The organism is Clostridium sp. CTA-7 (assembly GCF_054768095.1).
This window is the reverse complement of the sequence record NZ_BAAAAV010000001.1, coordinates 616,709-635,011: the sequence shown is the minus strand read 5'-3', so window position 1 is coordinate 635,011 and position 18,303 is coordinate 616,709. Positions and strand designations below refer to the sequence as shown.

The window sequence follows — 18,303 nt, the reverse complement described above, 5'->3', positions numbered from 1 at the left end:
TCATTGCTCATTAAATAAAAACAAGCTAAATTTAAAACTTAGCTTGTTTTCTTTAATAAATATTTACAATAACTCACCATATCTATTTATAAAAGCTTTCTTTAAAACTGTTGCTAATGCCATATAAAGAATTATTATTATAACTAGACAAGGGAAATAAATTGCTGGCATAGCAACCATATCTAAAGCCTTTCCAAAAGCTGTATAAGGAATTATAGTTCCTATTGCTATTCCTAATGTTGTTAATGTTGTAAGCTTCCATGATGCACGGCTTTGAATAAATGGAATACGTGGTGTCCTAATCATATGAATTACAAGAGTTTGAGACCATAGTGATTCAACAAACCATCCTGCATGGAAAAGTCCCATAAACCCTAACTGTTGCACTTCATTTAGTGTATGGAATTGTCCGCCAAATACAAATGGACAAATAAAGAAATACATTAGAATATAAGTTGCAATATCAAAAACTGAGCTAGTTGGTCCAATCCAAATCATAAACTTGCTAATGGAGCCTGCATCCCATTTACGAGGTGCTTTAAGATAATCTTCATCTACATTATCCCAAGGAATAGCTATACAAGAAATATCATAAATTAAATTTAGCATTAAAAGCTGTATTGGCATCATAGGTAAGAATGGTAAGAATATACTTGCTGCTAGAACAGAAAACATATTTCCAAAGTTAGAGCTTGCTGTCATTTTAATATATTTAATGATATTTGCATATATCTTTCTGCCTTCTATTACTCCATCTTCTAAAACCATCAAATCTTTTTCTAACAATATAATGTTAGCTGATTCTTTAGATATATCTACTGCTGTATCTACAGAAATCCCAACATCTGCTTCTGTCATAGCTCCTGCATCATTTATTCCGTCTCCCATAAAACCAACAGTATGTCCATTATTTCTTAAAGCAGCTACAACACGTACCTTTTGTTGTGGTGAAAGCTTAGCAAATACATTAGTTTCTTCTACTACTTCACTAAGTAGTTCATCATCCATTTCTTCAATATCTGATCCAAGCAATAAATTACTTACTTTTATTCCAACTTGACGACAAATTGAAGATGTTACAGCATCATTATCTCCAGTAAGAATTTTAACATTAACACCATACTCCTCAAGAGCCTTTATTGCTCCAGCTGTACTTTTCTTTGGAGGATCTAAGAATGCAAGATATCCTATTAGAACCATATCAGCTTCATCTTTTACTGAAAGTTCTCCTACTTTTGATGGATTATTCTTTTGAGCAATACCTAATATACGCATTCCTTCTCTATTGTAGCCTGCAACTGTCTCTAGAATTTCATCTTTTATTTTTTCTGTAATAGGTTCTATTTTCCCCTTATATTCTACATGTGAGCAAACTGATATCATTTCTTCAATTGCTCCTTTTGTAATAAGTTGAGTTTTACCATATTTATCTTCAACTACTACACTCATACGACGACGACTAAAATCAAATGGTATTTCATCTACTTTTTTATAATCTTTCCATAATTCAATCATATCTTTTTCATTTGCATGATTTACTATAGCTATATCCATTAAGTTTTTTAATCCTGTTTGATGATAGCTGTTAAGAAAAGCATGGCGTAATACTCTACTATCTTCATTTCCTTCAATATCAAGAGAATATTCTAAAACAACTTTATCTTGTGTAAGTGTTCCAGTTTTATCAGTACAAAGAACATCCATAGATCCAAAATTTTGTATTGCATTTAAATCTTTAACTATTACTTTTTTCTTTGACATAGAAACTGCACCTTTTGCAAGGTTTGCTGAAACAATCATTGGTAGCATTTCTGGGGTAAGACCTACTGCAATAGAAAGAGCAAATAGAAATGCTTCCATCCAATCTCCTTTAGTAAAACCATTCATGAATAGCACTATCGGAACCATTACTAACATAAATCTAATTAATACCCAGGATACTGAGTTTACACCTTTTTCAAAGCTTGTAGTAACTTTTTTACCTACTATTTGCTTTGCCATAGAACCAAATATTGTATCGTCTCCAACATTAATTGCTATTGCTGTAGCTGAACCACTAATAACATTACTTCCCATAAAAGCTAAATTATTCATATCAACAGGATTTTTACAATCACTTATAATAGCCTTATCTATTTTTTCAACTGGTTCACTTTCACCAGTTAATGATGATTGACTTATAAATAAATCCTTAGATCTTAATATTCTAACATCAGCTGGAATCATATCACCAGCCGCTAAATGAATTATATCTCCAACTACAATTTCATTAATTGAAATTTCTTGTCTTCCAATTTCTTTACGCTCTACACTTATAGTTGTCTTAACCATTTCACTTAGCTTTTCAGCTGCTTTACTTGACCTTGCCTCTTGTACAAAACGAAGGATTCCACTAACTAAAACCATTGTAGTTACTATAATAACTGATGTTGCATCTCTGTTTGCTGGTTCAACAATAGCTATATCTGTAATGAATGATATAACTGCTAAAATCAATAAAATTATAGTAAATGGATTAATAAAAGCTTCTAAAAGTCTTTTTAATAAAGAGTCACCTTTTTGATGAGTAACTTCATTTTTTCCAAACTTCTCTCTCATTAATTCAACTTTACTTTCTTCATAGCCATTATAGCTTGTATCATATATCTTTAATATAGCACTTTCATTTTGAATTGCAGCTGAAATTAATCTATTCTTTGTTTCAGCTAATCTTAATTCATTAGTAGTGTTTTTTTTCAATATTCTTTTTTTCATTGTCTTTCCCTCCTAAAAAATAGATTTTAATATTTTTTTAGAAAGTAAGACATAAACCCAAAAGAAATACTAATGTAAATTATTCAATTGTAATGAGCAAGAGGAATGAATGTACAATCTAGTACATAATAAATTCATCGTGCTTACGAAAATCATACTTCTCCCTAATGGGTCTATGTTCTTACTACTCTCTTCATCCATTCCTCTCACCTCCAAAAATTCAAAATATATAAACATAAAATTGATTAAAAATAAAAAACCCTTACCAAAGCTAAAACAATGGTAAGGGAAATAAAATTCCTAAACTATGCAATAATTAATTGCAATAAAAATATAAAACAAAAAAATTGTTTCACCATCGTTCAAGCTTCAGCTTCACAAGGCGATGAAATTGCATTAGTCTATGCCTTGGATTCGACATAGACTGCTAACCTTCTCATAGTGTCTCCACTATTTTGCGGCAGCAACCCTTATCCTTGTGGTAACCTCACCTACCGAGATATTTAATTTTCGAATTTTAATTTCTAATTCTACTTCATCATATGAAATTACTCTATATTTGTCAACCCTTTTTAATATTTTTATTTAATTTAATTATAAAAAACGAGTTTATAGCACCAATTTTTAAAATTTGATTCATATTATTATTCTAAAGCCACTTTCAAATAATTTATTGTGAATTTTATTTAAAAGTGATAAAATAACCCTTAATAATATTAGAAAAATTCAAGGAGGTAACTATGAAAAAGAAAAATATAGCACTGATATCAACTGGTGTTATAGCAACTTTGTCTGTTGGTGCTCTAGGTTTTGTAGGTAATTATTTTTATAATTTAGCTCTTAATCCAAAAACTTCTAAAGATATTATTTTTGGTAAAGCTGAAGAATCTGAAAGTGAAAGTGGACAAGTTTTAAACAAAGATGAAAATTGGCTAACTAGTAATTCAAACTTTTCTGATGAATATATAACTTCATTTGATAATTTAAAATTGCATGGATATAAAATACTAAACAAAAATCCTACTAATAAGTGGGTAATAACTGTTCATGGATATACTTGCAAAGGTTCTGATATGATCATTTATGCTAAAAACTTTTATGATATGGGTTATAATGTTTTGATCCCAGATTTAAGAGCTCATGGAAGTAGCGAGGGTAGTTACATTGGAATGGGATGGAATGACAGACTTGATATTATAGAGTGGATAAATTTGATTATTAAAGATTATGAAAATACAGAAATTATACTTCATGGAGTATCTATGGGAGCTGCTACTGTTTCTATGGTATCAGGTGAAAATTTACCTAATAATGTAAAGGCAATTATAGCAGATTGCGGTTATACATCTGTTTGGAAGCAATTTTCTCATAAATTAAAGGGGCTTTATTCACTTCCAGACTTCCCTGTAATGCATGCTTCTTCATTAGTATCAAAATTTAGAGCTGGATATAACTTAAGAAAAGCATCAGCATTAAATCAAGTTTCGAAATCTAAAACTCCAATACTTTTTATTCATGGTGATAAAGATGACTTTGTTCCATATTCAATGATGGACGAACTATATACCGCTACGAGTTCTGAAAAAGAAAAACTTACTATTGAAGGAGCGGGACATGCTAAAGCATCAAAAGTGAATCCTGATCTTTACTGGTCAACCATTGAAACTTTTATAAATAAATACATTGATTAATTTTATATAACTAAAAAGGCAAAAGATAATTTAATCTTTTGCCTTTTTATTAGTATTTAGCTTTAATTTTCGTAACCATTTATAATCACATCAAGTTTACCAATTTCCGGATCTATTGCTAGACCATGAACTGATATTCCTTGTGGCATTAAAGGATGTCTTTTTATTAAATTAACACTATCTTTTATAGATTCTTCTACTGAATCAAATCCATGTAACCACTTTTTCACATCAATTCCGCCATTAAAAAGTGTATTTATAGCTTCCTGTGAGATTCCTCTATCAATAGCTTTTTCTAATAAATTTTCTGTATTTAAATTACACATCCCACATCCATGATGGCCAATCACAAAAATTTCATCTACATTAAATTCATAAATTGCAACAATAACGCTTCTAATTACACTTCCAAAAGGATGCATAATTGATGCTCCAGCATTTTTAACAATTTTAGCATCACCATTTTTTAAATTTAATGCTTTAGGTAGTAAATCTGTAAGTCTGGTATCCATACAAGATAAAATAAGTATCTTTTTCTTTGGCTCTTTTGAAGTTTTGTACTGTTCATATTCTTTATTCTCAACAAAATTTTTATTAAATTCTAATATATCATTTAATTTACTCATATAATCTCCTCTCTTATCTTTTTTAGTCTTTTTCTTATTTTATACTAAGATTATAATATTTCATATAGTTTTTTATGTAATGTTAATTGACTCTTTTGAACTCTTTTTTTACACATATACTTATTTTAATTTTATTATATTTATGTTACTATACGAAAAGGAGTATTTAATGATATGGTTAAATTATTAAATTTAAACTTTAGCAAAAAATCTTAGAGACGTAACCTTTTGTTTATTAATTATATTTACAAAGTATCTTAAATTTAATATTTAATATTTATTATTTAATAATATAACTAGCTTTTGAAGAAAATATATATTATGATTATAAAAAATACAAATATAAGGTGGTACATATATGACAGTTTATGCAATAACATTTTACTTAAATGAAGACTCACATTCATGCGGATGTGAATCTCATGATCACGATCATGAACATCATCATAATCATCGTGATGATTATGAAATAGTTGGAACAATAAAATCACTTGGAGCTTGGGCTAACTTTATGCCTGATAGCTATTTAGTTAAAACTGATGTTTCAGCTAAAGAAATAGCAGAAAAAATTAAAGAATTCTTAGCACCTAATGATTTACTTTTTGTAACTAAAGTTGATGAAGATGATGTTGCATCTTTAACTCCTGGAGTTGTAGATTGGATAAAAGCTTAGTAACTAAATAAATATAAGAGATGGATTTTATAGTAAATCCATCTCTTATATTTATTTAGTATTTTTAATAATAGAAGTGCTATCTAATCTTAACAAAAAAATTTAACTATGTATAAGTTTATAATTAGTATATTTAATTATAAATTCTTCAATATTAACTAAATTTAAATAATTTTATTACATAATCTGTCTACTAAGATTTCACTAATATAATAATTCTAAAATTAAACATTATCTCATCTATTATTCTTTAAACTTTCTTATACTATAGTTAATTAATTTTTTCTAATATGAAATACTTACCTTATTAACTTATAATAAAGTGAAACTAAACTAGAAGGAGGTATTAAAATTGATGAATGCATTAACAATTTTTATTTTACAACTTATTTATGTTCCTCTTTTAACTCTTAGAACTACCTTCGTTGTAAAAGGTAAGAAGGCTCAAGCATCATTATTTGCTTTTCTTGAAGCTATTATTTATATAGCAAGTCTTGGGATAGTTTTCTCTGATTTAAGTAACTTTCTTAACATAGGTGCTTATATACTTGGATATGGTATTGGAATATACTTAGGCGGAATAATAGAAGAAAAATTAGCCATTGGATATAGATCTATTCATGTAAATTTAACAAATTATAACCAAGAGTTAGTAGATAAACTACGAAGTTTAAAATTTGGTGTAACTATTTATACCGGAGAAGGAATTAATAAAGAAAAAAGATACAGACTTGAAATAGTTTCTCATAGAAATAGGGAAAATGAAGTTATATCTATTATTGAATCAATGGAAAAAAACGCCTTCATAGTTTCTTATGAACCTACACAATTCAAAGGTGGATATATAATAAAACATATCAAAAATTTGTAAATAAACTTTAATACCCCTATAAGAAAGTTCTTATTTTAATGATAAAATTCAAACAATTATATTTAACTTAACTTAAAATATAAAAGGAAGTTATTAAAAAATAACTTCCTTTTATATTCTAAAGAATTATTAAACTTGCAAATAATTTAGCTAAAGATTATAGTTAAAAAACCTTTTTATAATCTGTATAACTTTCTCATTCTGATCCTTTGTGCCCATTGAAATTCTAACAAATCCATTCATTCCTATTAAAGCACCATCTTTTATTATTATGCCTTCTTCTTTCATAAAGTTTACAAACTCAGTTGCTCTATGTCCTAATTTAATCATAATAAATGATGCATATGATTTTATATATTCTAAATCAATCTCTTCTAAAGCTTTTTCATACATCCTAAGCGCTTCTTTATTTTCGACTCTAACTTTCTCTACATACTCTTTTTCATCTATAACTCTTACTGCCAAAGCTTGTGCATAAGAATTTAAATCAAAAGGTCCGATAACAAAATTAAACTCATCATTTATTTTAGGTCTAGCAATGCTATATCCTACTCTAACACCAGCTAATCCATATGCTTTCGAAAAAGTTCTTAATATTATAACATTAGGAAACTCTTTATAAATTTTTATAGAATCTAATGGATCCTTATCTAAAAATTCTACATAAGCTTCATCTAAAACTACTTTAACATAAGATGGAACCTTTTTTAAGAATGCTATAATCTCTTCATCAGTTAATAATGTCCCTGTTGGATTATGAGGATTTGATATCCAAATTAATCTTGTATTTTCATTTATTTTTTCTAAAGTTGTATCTAAATCAATTCCATAATTCTTTAATGGAACTTTAATATACTTACATTCTTTTATTTTTGCAGCAATCTCATATGTCGGGAAAGCTACTTCAGGCATTATTACTTCATTATTTCCTCTTACTAAGCCAAAAGTTAAAGCCTTAATTAAATAGTCTGAACCATGAGAGCAAACTACTTCTTCTTTTGTCACTCCAAAATGCTGAGCAATCTTTTCTCTCACTAAACCATTTGTCACATCTGGATATAACTTAGGGTTTATATCTTTTATGTAGTCTTCTATATTAAAATGATGCTTTATTTGGTTCTCATTTGAATCTAACTTAATTAACTCCCAACTCAAATTTATCACCTATGCTAACTTATTTTTGCAATCATTTGTTGTTTCAAAATCATATAAATTTTGTAATGAATATTCAACCATATTTGCTACTGCTTCGTCTGTATAGAATCCATAATGAGGTGTTACTATAGCATTAGGGAATGATTTTAAAGTTAATAATGTCTCATCTTTAATTACATTATTTTGATGATTATTATGGAAAATTCCATACTCATATTCATAAACATCTGTTGCTACACCGCCAATTTTTTCACTCTTTAATCCTTCAATTAAAGCCTTAGCATCCATTAATTGTCCTCTAGACGTATTTATTAAAATTACCCCATCTTTCATTTTAGCAATTGTTTCTTCGTTTACTAAATGATAATTATCATCTGTTAATGGACAGTGAAAAGATATTATATCTGCTTGTTCAAATACTTCATCTAATGTTTTATATTCTAAATATTTTGCAGCATTTTCACTTGGGTATAAATCATATCCAATCATCTTACAGCCAAATCCAGAAAATGCTTTAATAGCAGTTTGTCCGATTCTTCCTGTTCCTATAAATCCAATTGTCTTATTTCTTAATTCAAATCCAATTAATCCACCTAATGAAAAATCTTGAGCTTCTACTCTTCTAAATGCTTGTTTAAAGTTTCTTGCTAAACATAAAGTAAGTCCTACTGCAAATTCTCCTACTGCATTTGGTGAATAAGCTGGTACATTTGATACACCTATTCCAAATTCTTTAGCTGCTTCTAAATCAATATTATTATATCCTGCAGAACGAGTCGCTAAATATTTAACACCTAATTTAGAAATAATTTCTATTGCTTCTCTATTTGCATTACAATTTCCTAATATACTTACAGCATCGTACCCTTCTGCTAAATTAGCATTTGAAGGTCCAAAAGACTCCTTTAAAATTGTAACTTCATGATTATACTTGCTTGAAAATTTTTCGAAACTGCTCATTTCATCTGGTCTTACACAATAAGCTAACACTTTCATAATTAAAACTCCTTTTTATACACTTTATTATTTTTATTAAAAAGAAATATAGTAGGAGTTACCTCCTACATATAATTTCTTTTTATTCAAATGTTAATTTGTAATCTTCTTCTGAAACTATTTTTACAACCTTAGTAAACACATAGTTAAATAAAATTCCTAATGCTATTGGAACAACTACGAATATTAAAGTAACTATAATTATGTTTGATGTTGTATATCCACCCATTAAATTTAAAGCATTTATTGGGCCTATTAGTCCTGAAATACCAAATCCAGCACTCATTGGTGTTCCTTGAATATTAAACATTCCAGCTAATGCTCCTAAAACTGCAGCATTACAAAGGACTGGAACCATCATTATTGGCTTCTTAATTAAGTTAGCCATTTGCATCTTAGGAGAACCAAGGAAATGTGCTATTGAAGTACCAAATGAATTTACTTTCCATCCACCAATAGCTAAACCAAATCCTGCTGCTACTACTCCTAAATTAGCTGCACCTGATCCCACTCCTGCAAGAGCAATTGCTGTCGCAACAGCAACAGTAGAGAAAGGTGAAACAATTAAAAATGCAAAAGATACAGATATTAATATTCCCATTACTATTGGTTGTAAAGTAGTGAATTTATTAATAACATCACCAACGGCTAGTGTTATTCCTTTAACATATGGTAGCGTAACAATACCCATTGTTCCTGCTACAATTACAACTATTGCTGGAACTAATAATATAGTATACGCTTTCAACTTGTTACCTAAAAGAAGAACAAGTCCAACTGCTATAGCTGCTGTAATTGCAGCATTAATTACATCACCTGTACCTGCAAATACAAAGGTACCTTTTTCAGCAACTTTTGCTACACCCGATCCAATTACAGTAGCCATACCTATAGAAGCTGTTTGAATCGGAGTTAATTTAAATTGCATTGCAATACAAACTCCAATTACCATTGGTGTAAGTCTCATTGCAAGTACAGTTACATCAAAAATTGTTTGTGCTGGAGCAAAATGAGGGATTATTGCTTTTAATAACTCCCCTAATAGGGCATTTGGTATAAGTGCTACTACAATACCAATACTTAACCCTGTTAATAGCTTGTCCGAAAACTGCTTAGCTGTCATCTTATCATTGCTCATAATTTCCGTCTCCTTTATCTTATTTAATTTAATTTTAAAAATCCATTTATAATATACATTAAAATATTTATTTTGTCAATTTTAAGTCAAACTTTATTGCTTTTTCCTGGAATTCCATTTCACCCCTGTCTTAATATATCTAAATTTAAGATAATTTGTATATTTATAGTACCTATTTTTATAGTTTATAGAATTAAATTCTAAAGTTTCCAGTACACTCCCTCGATAATTTATATAGCACAAAAATAGGAGGTACATATGAAAAATTTAAACAAATCAATTAAAACAAAGATAATAGCACTTTGTTCATCTTTACTACTAGTATCATTTTTAGCTCTTACAGCTGTTACAACTTTTATAGTAAATAAACAAGTAAAAAATGAATCACTAAAAATGATGAATGAATTAGCTCAAAGAAGTGCAGGTGACTTAAAAGAATATGTAAATAAATATATTATGTTATCTGAAACATTAGCTTCAACAGTAACTATGTCTTCATATTCAGATATTGAAAAAAATTTAAAATCACTTGACAAGTATCTATCTCAATATAATTTAGATAGAATACTAATTGCAGATAAGTCTGGTAATGCTTTAAATAGTGATAATAAAACTTTAAATATTGCAGATAGAGATTATTTTAAATCAGCTATGGCAGGTGACTCAACAGTTAGTAGTCCATTAACTGATAAGACTACAGGAAAAACTATGATGATATATGCAGCTCCAATTAAAAATAATGGAGAAATAGTGGGAGTACTATCCTTTGGTAGAGATGCTAAAGAAGTATCTGACAAAGTAGCCGAAATAACCTTTAGAAATACAGGAAAAACATGTTTAATAGATAGTAACGGTATAACTATAGGACATTATGACTATGAAAGGGTTCAAAAAGGCGAAAATATTATTGAATTAGCTAAAACTAATCCTGAACTAGCTGAATTAGCTAAAAGTATTGAAAAAATGAAATCAGGTGAAACAGGATTTGATGAATACGGATTTAATGGAACCAAGAGAGTAATTTCTTATGTTAATATTCCAGAATTTAATTGGTCAATAGGACTTATGGTTGATAGTAGTGACTTATTTGCAGTAGTTAATACTATTTTAAAAATAGTAGTTTCTATTGGAATAGTAACATTAATTATTTCAATAGTTATAGCTTATAGATTCTCTAATTCTATTAGTAAGAGATTAACTTTAGTTTCTAATATAGTTTCTAACTTTGCAAAAGGAGACTTTTCTCAAGTTCTTCCTAAAAAAGAATTAGATGAAAAAGATGAAGTAGGCATAATACTTTCTTCTATAGAAAAATCTCAAACTTCTTTAAAGGATATGATTTTCTCTATTAAGAATTCTTCAAATACTTTAGAAAACGAAGCTTTATCTTTAACTAATATGTCTGAAGATTACTTAACTTCTTGTAAAAACATAATTGCAGCAACAAAAGAAAGTTCTGAAGGTACATATACTCAAGCTAATCAGCTTTCAAATATAGCAGTTGCTATAGATACATTTGATGTTAATTTAAATTCTATAATTTCATCAATTACTAATATTGCTACTATGGTAAATAATATTAATCATAAATCAACAGCATCTAATAAAGACATAGCTGAACTAGTAGTAACAATAAAAACTTTAGAAAATAACTTTAAATCTTTTAGTAACAGTGTATTAAGCATGAAAAATAACATTACTGATATTACGACTATAACTGATGTTATAAATTCATTATCAGAACAAACTAATCTTCTTGCTTTAAATGCAGCTATTGAGGCTTCAAGAGCTGGAGAAGCTGGCAAGGGTTTTGCTGTAGTAGCAGATGAAATAAGAAAACTAGCAGAAGAAAGTAAGTCCTCTTCTAGCAAAATTACTTCTATAGTGCAAAACGTTCTTACTGAAACTTCAGTTATTGTTAAAGAAAATAATAACATAAGCTCATTGCTTCAAACTCAAATAAGTGAAACAACAAAAGCTATGAATAGCTTTGATGAAATTATATCTTTAGTTCATGATGTTACTAAAGAAATAAATGTTTTAAATAAGAGTTCGGATGATATATCCTCAGGAAAGCAAAATATAATAGATAGCATAAATAATTCTTCTGCTATATCTGAAGAATTAAGTGCAGCTACTGAAGAAATACATGCTTCATCAACTGAATTATCTACTTCAAGTGAAAGAGTTTCTGATTCAGCTGAAAACTTACATGGATTAACACAATCTATATTAGATAAACTTAGTCAATTTAAAATAGATTAGATAAAAAATAGATGCTTGTAAAATGAATTTTTATTACTTATTTTACAAGCATCTTTATTTTTTATATTAAAACCTATTTATAGTATAACTAATATTAATATTTGTAATGTATTGCATCTTTATACTCATTAAATATTTTTTGATTTAATTCATCTCCCCCATCAAGATTTGCACTATAGAAAATAGGCGGCTTATCTATTCCTTTATTTATTAACTCCTGTGCAACTTCCGCAACTATTGAATTCATTATGGCTGCAGCTATTACAGTTGAAGTTGGTCCTACCTTTTGATCAATACCATCTATTTCTACACAAGCATCTCCAATATCCCCATGATTGTCTAATACTATATCAGATATTTCATAAAGATTTTTTCCTGAAGGATGTCTTGATGTAACAGATTTAGAGTATTTTAAATTTGTAATGCATATTACTTTAGCATTTCTTTTTTGGGTTTCAATAGCTACTTCAATTGATACAGGATTCCTTCCTGAAACTGAATGCACTATAACTATATCACCTTCCTTTACTGGTGTTTTATTCATAACTGCACTACCATAACCTACTAATCTTTCTACTTCACTAGTTAGAGTAATTGGCGATGTATCTAACATAAGAGCCTTTGCAAATATAGGATTAATAACTACAAGTCCTCCTGCCCTATAATAAAGTTCTTCACTTATAATTCCTGCATGAGAAGCTCCAAAAACAAAGATAGATTTTTTATTTAAAATAGCATTTACCATTAACTTTACTGTAGCTTCCATATCTTCTTTTTCCTTTGATTCAACAGTATTAATTAATCTCTTTATTATATCAAAATATTTAAACTCCAAACTTTTCACTCCATTCAAAAATCAAATTTACTTAAGAAGGCTTAGAGAAAAATCTCCAAGCCTTCTCTTTTTATTCAGCTACTTTTTTATTTTTCATTATCAAATAACCTCCTACTGATATAGCTATAAGTGCAAGTATGACCATACTAAAATACCCTATAGCGTCACCTGTATTTGGAATAATATTATTATCATTTATATTTCCACCATTGTCTGTGTTTCCATTATTATTTGTACCTCCACCATTATCAGTATTTCCTCCGTTATTACTGCCATTTCCTCCACCTGTTTCTCCGTTATCTCCACCTGGCTTTTCATTTTCTTCTGATTCGAGCTGTTTAATTTTTTCTACAGCAGCTTGTAACTTATCTATATTAGTTACTAAAGCCTTATCTTTTTCTGAAAGAGCATTGAATCTATCTATTAAAGACATAACTAATGATTTATGCTTTAATGTAATATTATCAGGTAAATTATTAATATCTTCAATTAAAGTTTTTACCTCTTCTGTTATTGCCTCTGTGTAACCTGAATATGCTCTATCCCCAACAGCTTTAATTGCAAATCTATAGTCCTCTGAGTAATCATAATCTAAATTAATCTCATAAGAATTGGTATCTTCTTTAGCTTCTACTCTAGTTGACCAATTGCTATTAAGCTTATTATCTAATTCATAAATTACGTATTCCTTTGCATTATCTACTCGTTCCCATGTAAGTTTTATCTTACCATCATCAGTTTTACTTATCATAAAGTTTTGAACTTTATTAGGTGCAACATCTGTTCTTTCTATTGTATAACTATCATACAAACTATTTGCATTTAATAGATATGATTCAATTTTCAGCTCTGAATTATTAACTTTTATCCCTGTATATACTTGATCCTTTGGTTGCTCAGTCTTCTCAAACAAATCAAGATTAGCATCTGGATGCTGATCATAATACTTAAATCCTGATGTATTACTTATTAAATACATAGTTCCTTTTGGATCTTTTACTTTTCCGTCAGTAACTTCGTCACCAGTTTTTTCCCCATTATAAAGTTGACTTGTTCTTGCATATATATGGTCATGGCCTTGAAGAACTAAATCTATACCTAGTTCGTCTATAACTGGCCCTAACATTGGTTTAACAACTTCTACTATATCCTTATCTTTAATATGTGATGACGTACTATATAAAGGTTTATGAAGAACAACAATTTTCCACTTTTTATCTGTTGCTATCATATCTCTTTTTAACCATTCAACTTGTGGCTTAAACATTTCCTGACTTTCTGCCATTTCTGTATTAAGCATTGCAAAATGAACATAATTATAATCAAAGGAATAAACTGAATTTAAAGGAGTAGCCATAACATCATTAGTTATTGGTAAATTAAAATGATTATTAAATCCTGTGTTATTTCTTCCTTCATGGTTTCCTACAACTGGAGCCATAGGCAAGTTTAATAAATCACCTTTAGCCTTTTCAAATAAATGTATCCATTCTTGCTCATTGTTAGGTACATTTAAACCTGCATCAACCATATCTCCACCCATTATAAAGAGTTTAGAATCATTAAACCTACTAAAGGCAGCATTAAGTGTCTTTGCCCAAACATCATAGTCACCTTCATTTTTACCTTGAGCATCTGTTAAATATAAAAATGAAAACTCTCCTTCACTAGCTGTTTCAAAACTTCCTATTTCACTCCAAGTAGTTCCATCTCCAACTCTATAAAAATATTTTGTTCCTGCTTCTAATTCACTAGCAACTACTTTATGACTTTCATAAACTGCATTATCACCATTTAATTTTGTACCTACTGTTTCACATACTCCATTAAATACTGTAGCTTTAGAAAAATCTATATCTTGTCCACTATCCTTAACTACTTCTAACTTTGTCCCCTTAACATCTTTATCTGTATACCAAGCAAATCCCATTGAAGTTTCTGTATTTCCATTTGGAGTCATTACTAAAGTAAAAGGCTTTCCTGTTTTGCTTTCTTCTTCCTTTGGAGCTTCATTACTATAAAATTCTATTTTATCTAAATTTACTTTTGCTGAAGCATTAGCTGACTCATAAACAAACTTAACTGTATCTCCTTCATTCAAATTAATATTTATAATTTTTCCTTCATACTTATTATTTGAATTTATTTCTGGAAAATATATATTTCTAACTACCTTGTCATTAACATACATTACAAGTCTTCCATCATCTTTAGAAGAATAATTAACAACCATTTTATTAGCTTTAGGTACATTTATAAATTCTGTATAAGCACCCTCACTACTTAATCCACCAATAGCCATCTCTCCTGAAGCATTATTATCAAAATATTTATTTGCTGATCCATTTAAAGTAGCTTTTTCAGCTTCTATCATTTCTATATATTCTTCTTCAACTTCTGACTGCTCTAAGGCGTTGTATAAAATATTTCCTGTAGAATCAATTGGTAAATTTAAGCCTAATAATTTAGACATTGTAGGAACAAAATGAGAGTTGTAAATTTTATCAGTATAAACTTCTCCTTTTTTAACTCCATTTCCCCACATAAAAGAAGCAATATTTTGAGCTTCTTTTTCTAAGCTATCATGTTGTCCTCTTGCAGTTAAAGCTGAAACTTGTGGTCCATGGAAATGATATGGAGTTTTAGGTGATACTATTAAGTCCGCAAAACTTTTTCTTACACCTCTTTCTTCCATTTCATCTGGTAGCATTATTTCACCAATGTAATCTTGGTCCTTAAGAACCTCTAATATTTTTTTATTTTTTTCAGCTATTACAGATTCATCAAATTCACCTACATATGAAACTTGTGCTTGTAAACCTACTGTTACAATAGCTATATCTGTTCCTTCTGATGGTACTGATGTTTGACTTGGATGTAAAAATTCACATTTAAAACCATCACCTAAACTTTCTATTGCACTAGTTAAAGCTGGCAATTTACTCTTTGTACTATCATCTAAAGGAGAGTTTTGTGAACCAAAGTTTGCCATCCCATGATCTGCTGTTAAAACAAAAGTCATTTTGTCATAAACTCCAGAATCCTTGCAAGCTTGAATAAATTCACCTAACTTTTTGTCCATTAATTCTAATCTATTTACTACATTTTCTTTTCTTTCTTCTTCTGTTTTAGCAAGTTTTACCCCATAAGTTTCAGCTTCATTATGTCCTACACCATCTAAATCATCCATATATAAAGATATAAATCTTGGAAGTTTATCTAAAGTTATATCTGAAACCTTTAGGTTTTTAACTAGTTCTATAGCTGTATCAAAGCGTGCAACTGCATCTGTGTATCCTGTTGTGCCTGGATCTGCATTAATATATGGGTTTACCTCATCACCAATTACTGTACCTCTATCTTCAAAGGCAAATTGATTTATTGATAAAGCATTTAACCCTTGTCTTACTACGCTTTCAGCCATTGTTTCGCTTTCATTTCTTCTTGATGGAGCTTCTTGAATAACTGTATTTTGATCCTTATTAAAATATCTATAGCTATTTCCTGTATATTTTGATGTTGTTCCTGATGCTATTGCAGCTTGCATAGGATTTGTAATTGAAGGAATTCCTGTAGTGGCATTTGAAAAATAAACACCTTCATTATTTTTTATATTACTAAGTGTTGGAATTTTACCTTGTTCTTCTGCTAAGTCTACATAATAATTAGCAAATCCATCCCAATTTATATATACAACTGTATTTCCTTCTGGAATTTCAGGCTTAACTACATATTTAACCTTAGTAACTAAGTTTGAAGTTTTACCATCTTTATTAGTAGCTGAAATATGAATATCATTATTACCTTCACTTAATGTTATTTCTGCTGAAAATTTATTATCTAAAGTAGATACTTCAATACCACTTACTTTAACAATTGAGTCCATATCAACAGTTCCTGTTAAAGTAATTACATTTTTATAGACTGTTAAGTTGTTTTTAGGATAGGTTACTGTTACTTTTGGTGCTGCTGATACTTGTTCAAATATCCATGCTTTACCTTCATTATTATTAGGTGCATTAGCTCTAAGAATATTACAAATAGTTGCTGGAATATCTTTAATACTTAGTTGCCCCTTAACACCACTACCATTTTCAATATCATTTCCTGAAACTACACAAAATACTTCTTTATAATTTAAATTATCTGTCCTAAATACCCCTGAGGCTGCTGCTGAGAAACTTTTTCCTTCTATTGGATTAATTAAATAATCACAGTAGTCACTTGATAAACCTAACTCTTTATTAGAATATACTTTTTCAATATTTTCACCTATATCATTTGTTTTATCATTTAAATATTCTAATACCTTAGTCTTATCTTCTTCAGTAGCTTTATTAGTAAAATATAATTGAGCAAATGACATAATATATTGCTTAACAACTACAACTTTTGCATCATTAACAATTGGTCCGCCACCACTTTCCACTGCCTTTACCTCTGTTGCTGATGTTATTTTACTAGCTAAACTTGCTGTAGTAATTTTACTTCCAATAGTATAAACAGTTGATAATGAATTTAAAATTATTGTTGTATCATCATACTTTCCATTATCATTTAAAGCTTTTATAACTTTTCCTATATTTGCATCAATAAGTCTTATAGTATCATCTAATTTATTATTTATTGATGAGTCTGTTCCGCCCCATCCCACCATTTTTATGTCATTAGAGTAAGCTGTTATAAGTCTTGGTGTATTATCCTTATTAATAGCTTCCACTATATCTTTTGTTACTGTCTCTATTGATAAAAGCTTATCTCCTTTATCATATTCTTTAAGAACATAGTTTTCATTACCTTCTTTATAAACACCTCTACCATCAATAGATTTATCAGCAAGTTGCCATCCAGTAGCTAGTACATTTATTCCATTATTATCTTCTATAAACTTTTCAAATATAGTTTGAGCTTCCATTTTAAAAGCCACATTTGTATCATTTATACATGTATTGTTATTTCTATCATAATATCTATATAAAAATCTATTTGTATCTGTATCTGCCCCCGTTAAAGCTGCTGCTTGTGAACCTCCATAAGCAGGAATAACAGTTTCTACTTCTCTTAGTCTTGTCCCATTGTTAATTAATAAATCAATATTAGGTGTCTCTACTCCTCTTTCCTTTATTTCTTCATACATTTTATCTGATAAGCCATCAATTACAATATTAATGACTCTTTTGTTATTTGTTCCTTCAGCAAATGTTGGTTTAAAATGTACCATTGATAATAATAAAAGTGTTGACACTATTAACGAAATACCCCGTTTTACCTTATTAAATCCCCTCATAATTTCCTCCTA

11 protein-coding genes and 1 riboswitch are annotated in these 18,303 nt (G+C 29.0%); of the genes, 4 read left to right on the top strand and 7 right to left on the bottom strand.

What is annotated here, in order from left to right; all coding sequences use genetic code 11:
* Positions 1-63 precede the first annotated feature (63 nt).
* Positions 64-2,754: a magnesium-translocating P-type ATPase gene (gene mgtA, locus ACYUEX_RS02690; protein ID WP_460286458.1), complete on the bottom strand. Its 2,691-nt coding sequence runs from the start codon at positions 2,752-2,754 to the stop codon at positions 64-66.
* A gap of 346 nt (positions 2,755-3,100) precedes the next feature.
* Positions 3,101-3,260, bottom strand: a riboswitch (M-box (ykoK) riboswitch).
* A gap of 234 nt (positions 3,261-3,494) precedes the next feature.
* Between mgtA and ACYUEX_RS02685 the strand changes: the two genes are divergently transcribed.
* Positions 3,495-4,445: an alpha/beta hydrolase gene (locus ACYUEX_RS02685; RefSeq protein WP_460286457.1), complete on the top strand. Its 951-nt coding sequence runs from the start codon at positions 3,495-3,497 to the stop codon at positions 4,443-4,445.
* A gap of 62 nt (positions 4,446-4,507) precedes the next feature.
* Here ACYUEX_RS02685 and ACYUEX_RS02680 read toward each other — a convergent pair whose 3' ends face one another.
* Positions 4,508-5,071, bottom strand: a complete 564-nt coding sequence (locus ACYUEX_RS02680) for a beta-class carbonic anhydrase (protein ID WP_460286456.1) — start codon at positions 5,069-5,071, stop codon at positions 4,508-4,510.
* A 358-nt stretch (positions 5,072-5,429) separates the two neighbouring features.
* Between ACYUEX_RS02680 and ACYUEX_RS02675 the strand changes: the two genes are divergently transcribed.
* Together ACYUEX_RS02675 and ACYUEX_RS02670 are read left to right on the top strand one after the other, a co-directional pair.
* Positions 5,430-5,744: a hypothetical protein gene (locus ACYUEX_RS02675; protein ID WP_460286455.1), complete on the top strand. Its 315-nt coding sequence runs from the start codon at positions 5,430-5,432 to the stop codon at positions 5,742-5,744.
* Positions 5,745-6,099: 355 nt separating this feature from the next.
* A complete protein-coding gene (locus ACYUEX_RS02670) occupies positions 6,100-6,615 on the top strand; it encodes a DUF5698 domain-containing protein (RefSeq protein ID WP_460286514.1) in 516 nt (171 codons plus the stop codon).
* Between the two features lie 150 nt (positions 6,616-6,765).
* Here ACYUEX_RS02670 and hisC read toward each other — a convergent pair whose 3' ends face one another.
* From hisC to ACYUEX_RS02655, 3 genes are all read right to left on the bottom strand, one after another.
* Positions 6,766-7,770, bottom strand: a complete 1,005-nt coding sequence (hisC, locus tag ACYUEX_RS02665; protein ID WP_460286454.1) for a histidinol-phosphate transaminase — start codon at positions 7,768-7,770, stop codon at positions 6,766-6,768.
* A 9-nt stretch (positions 7,771-7,779) separates the two neighbouring features.
* Positions 7,780-8,766 (bottom strand): D-isomer specific 2-hydroxyacid dehydrogenase family protein, encoded by a 987-nt coding sequence (locus ACYUEX_RS02660; protein ID WP_460286453.1) that lies wholly within the window; start codon positions 8,764-8,766, stop codon positions 7,780-7,782.
* Positions 8,767-8,848: 82 nt separating this feature from the next.
* Entirely contained in the window at positions 8,849-9,904 is a 1,056-nt protein-coding gene (locus ACYUEX_RS02655) for a PTS transporter subunit IIC (protein WP_460286452.1), read from the bottom strand.
* 258 nt (positions 9,905-10,162) lie between these two features.
* Between ACYUEX_RS02655 and ACYUEX_RS02650 the strand changes: the two genes are divergently transcribed.
* Entirely contained in the window at positions 10,163-12,169 is a 2,007-nt protein-coding gene (locus ACYUEX_RS02650) for a methyl-accepting chemotaxis protein (RefSeq protein ID WP_460286451.1), read from the top strand.
* 94 nt (positions 12,170-12,263) lie between these two features.
* Here ACYUEX_RS02650 and ACYUEX_RS02645 read toward each other — a convergent pair whose 3' ends face one another.
* The gene (locus ACYUEX_RS02645; RefSeq protein WP_460286513.1) at positions 12,264-13,013 is read right to left on the bottom strand and encodes an SIS domain-containing protein; all 750 of its coding nucleotides are present in this window, start codon (positions 13,011-13,013) and stop codon (positions 12,264-12,266) included.
* A 61-nt stretch (positions 13,014-13,074) separates the two neighbouring features.
* Complete coding sequence (locus ACYUEX_RS02640) at positions 13,075-18,291, bottom strand: alkaline phosphatase family protein (protein ID WP_460286450.1); 5,217 nt, start codon at positions 18,289-18,291, stop codon at positions 13,075-13,077.
* Between the last annotated feature and the right edge of the window lie 12 nt (positions 18,292-18,303).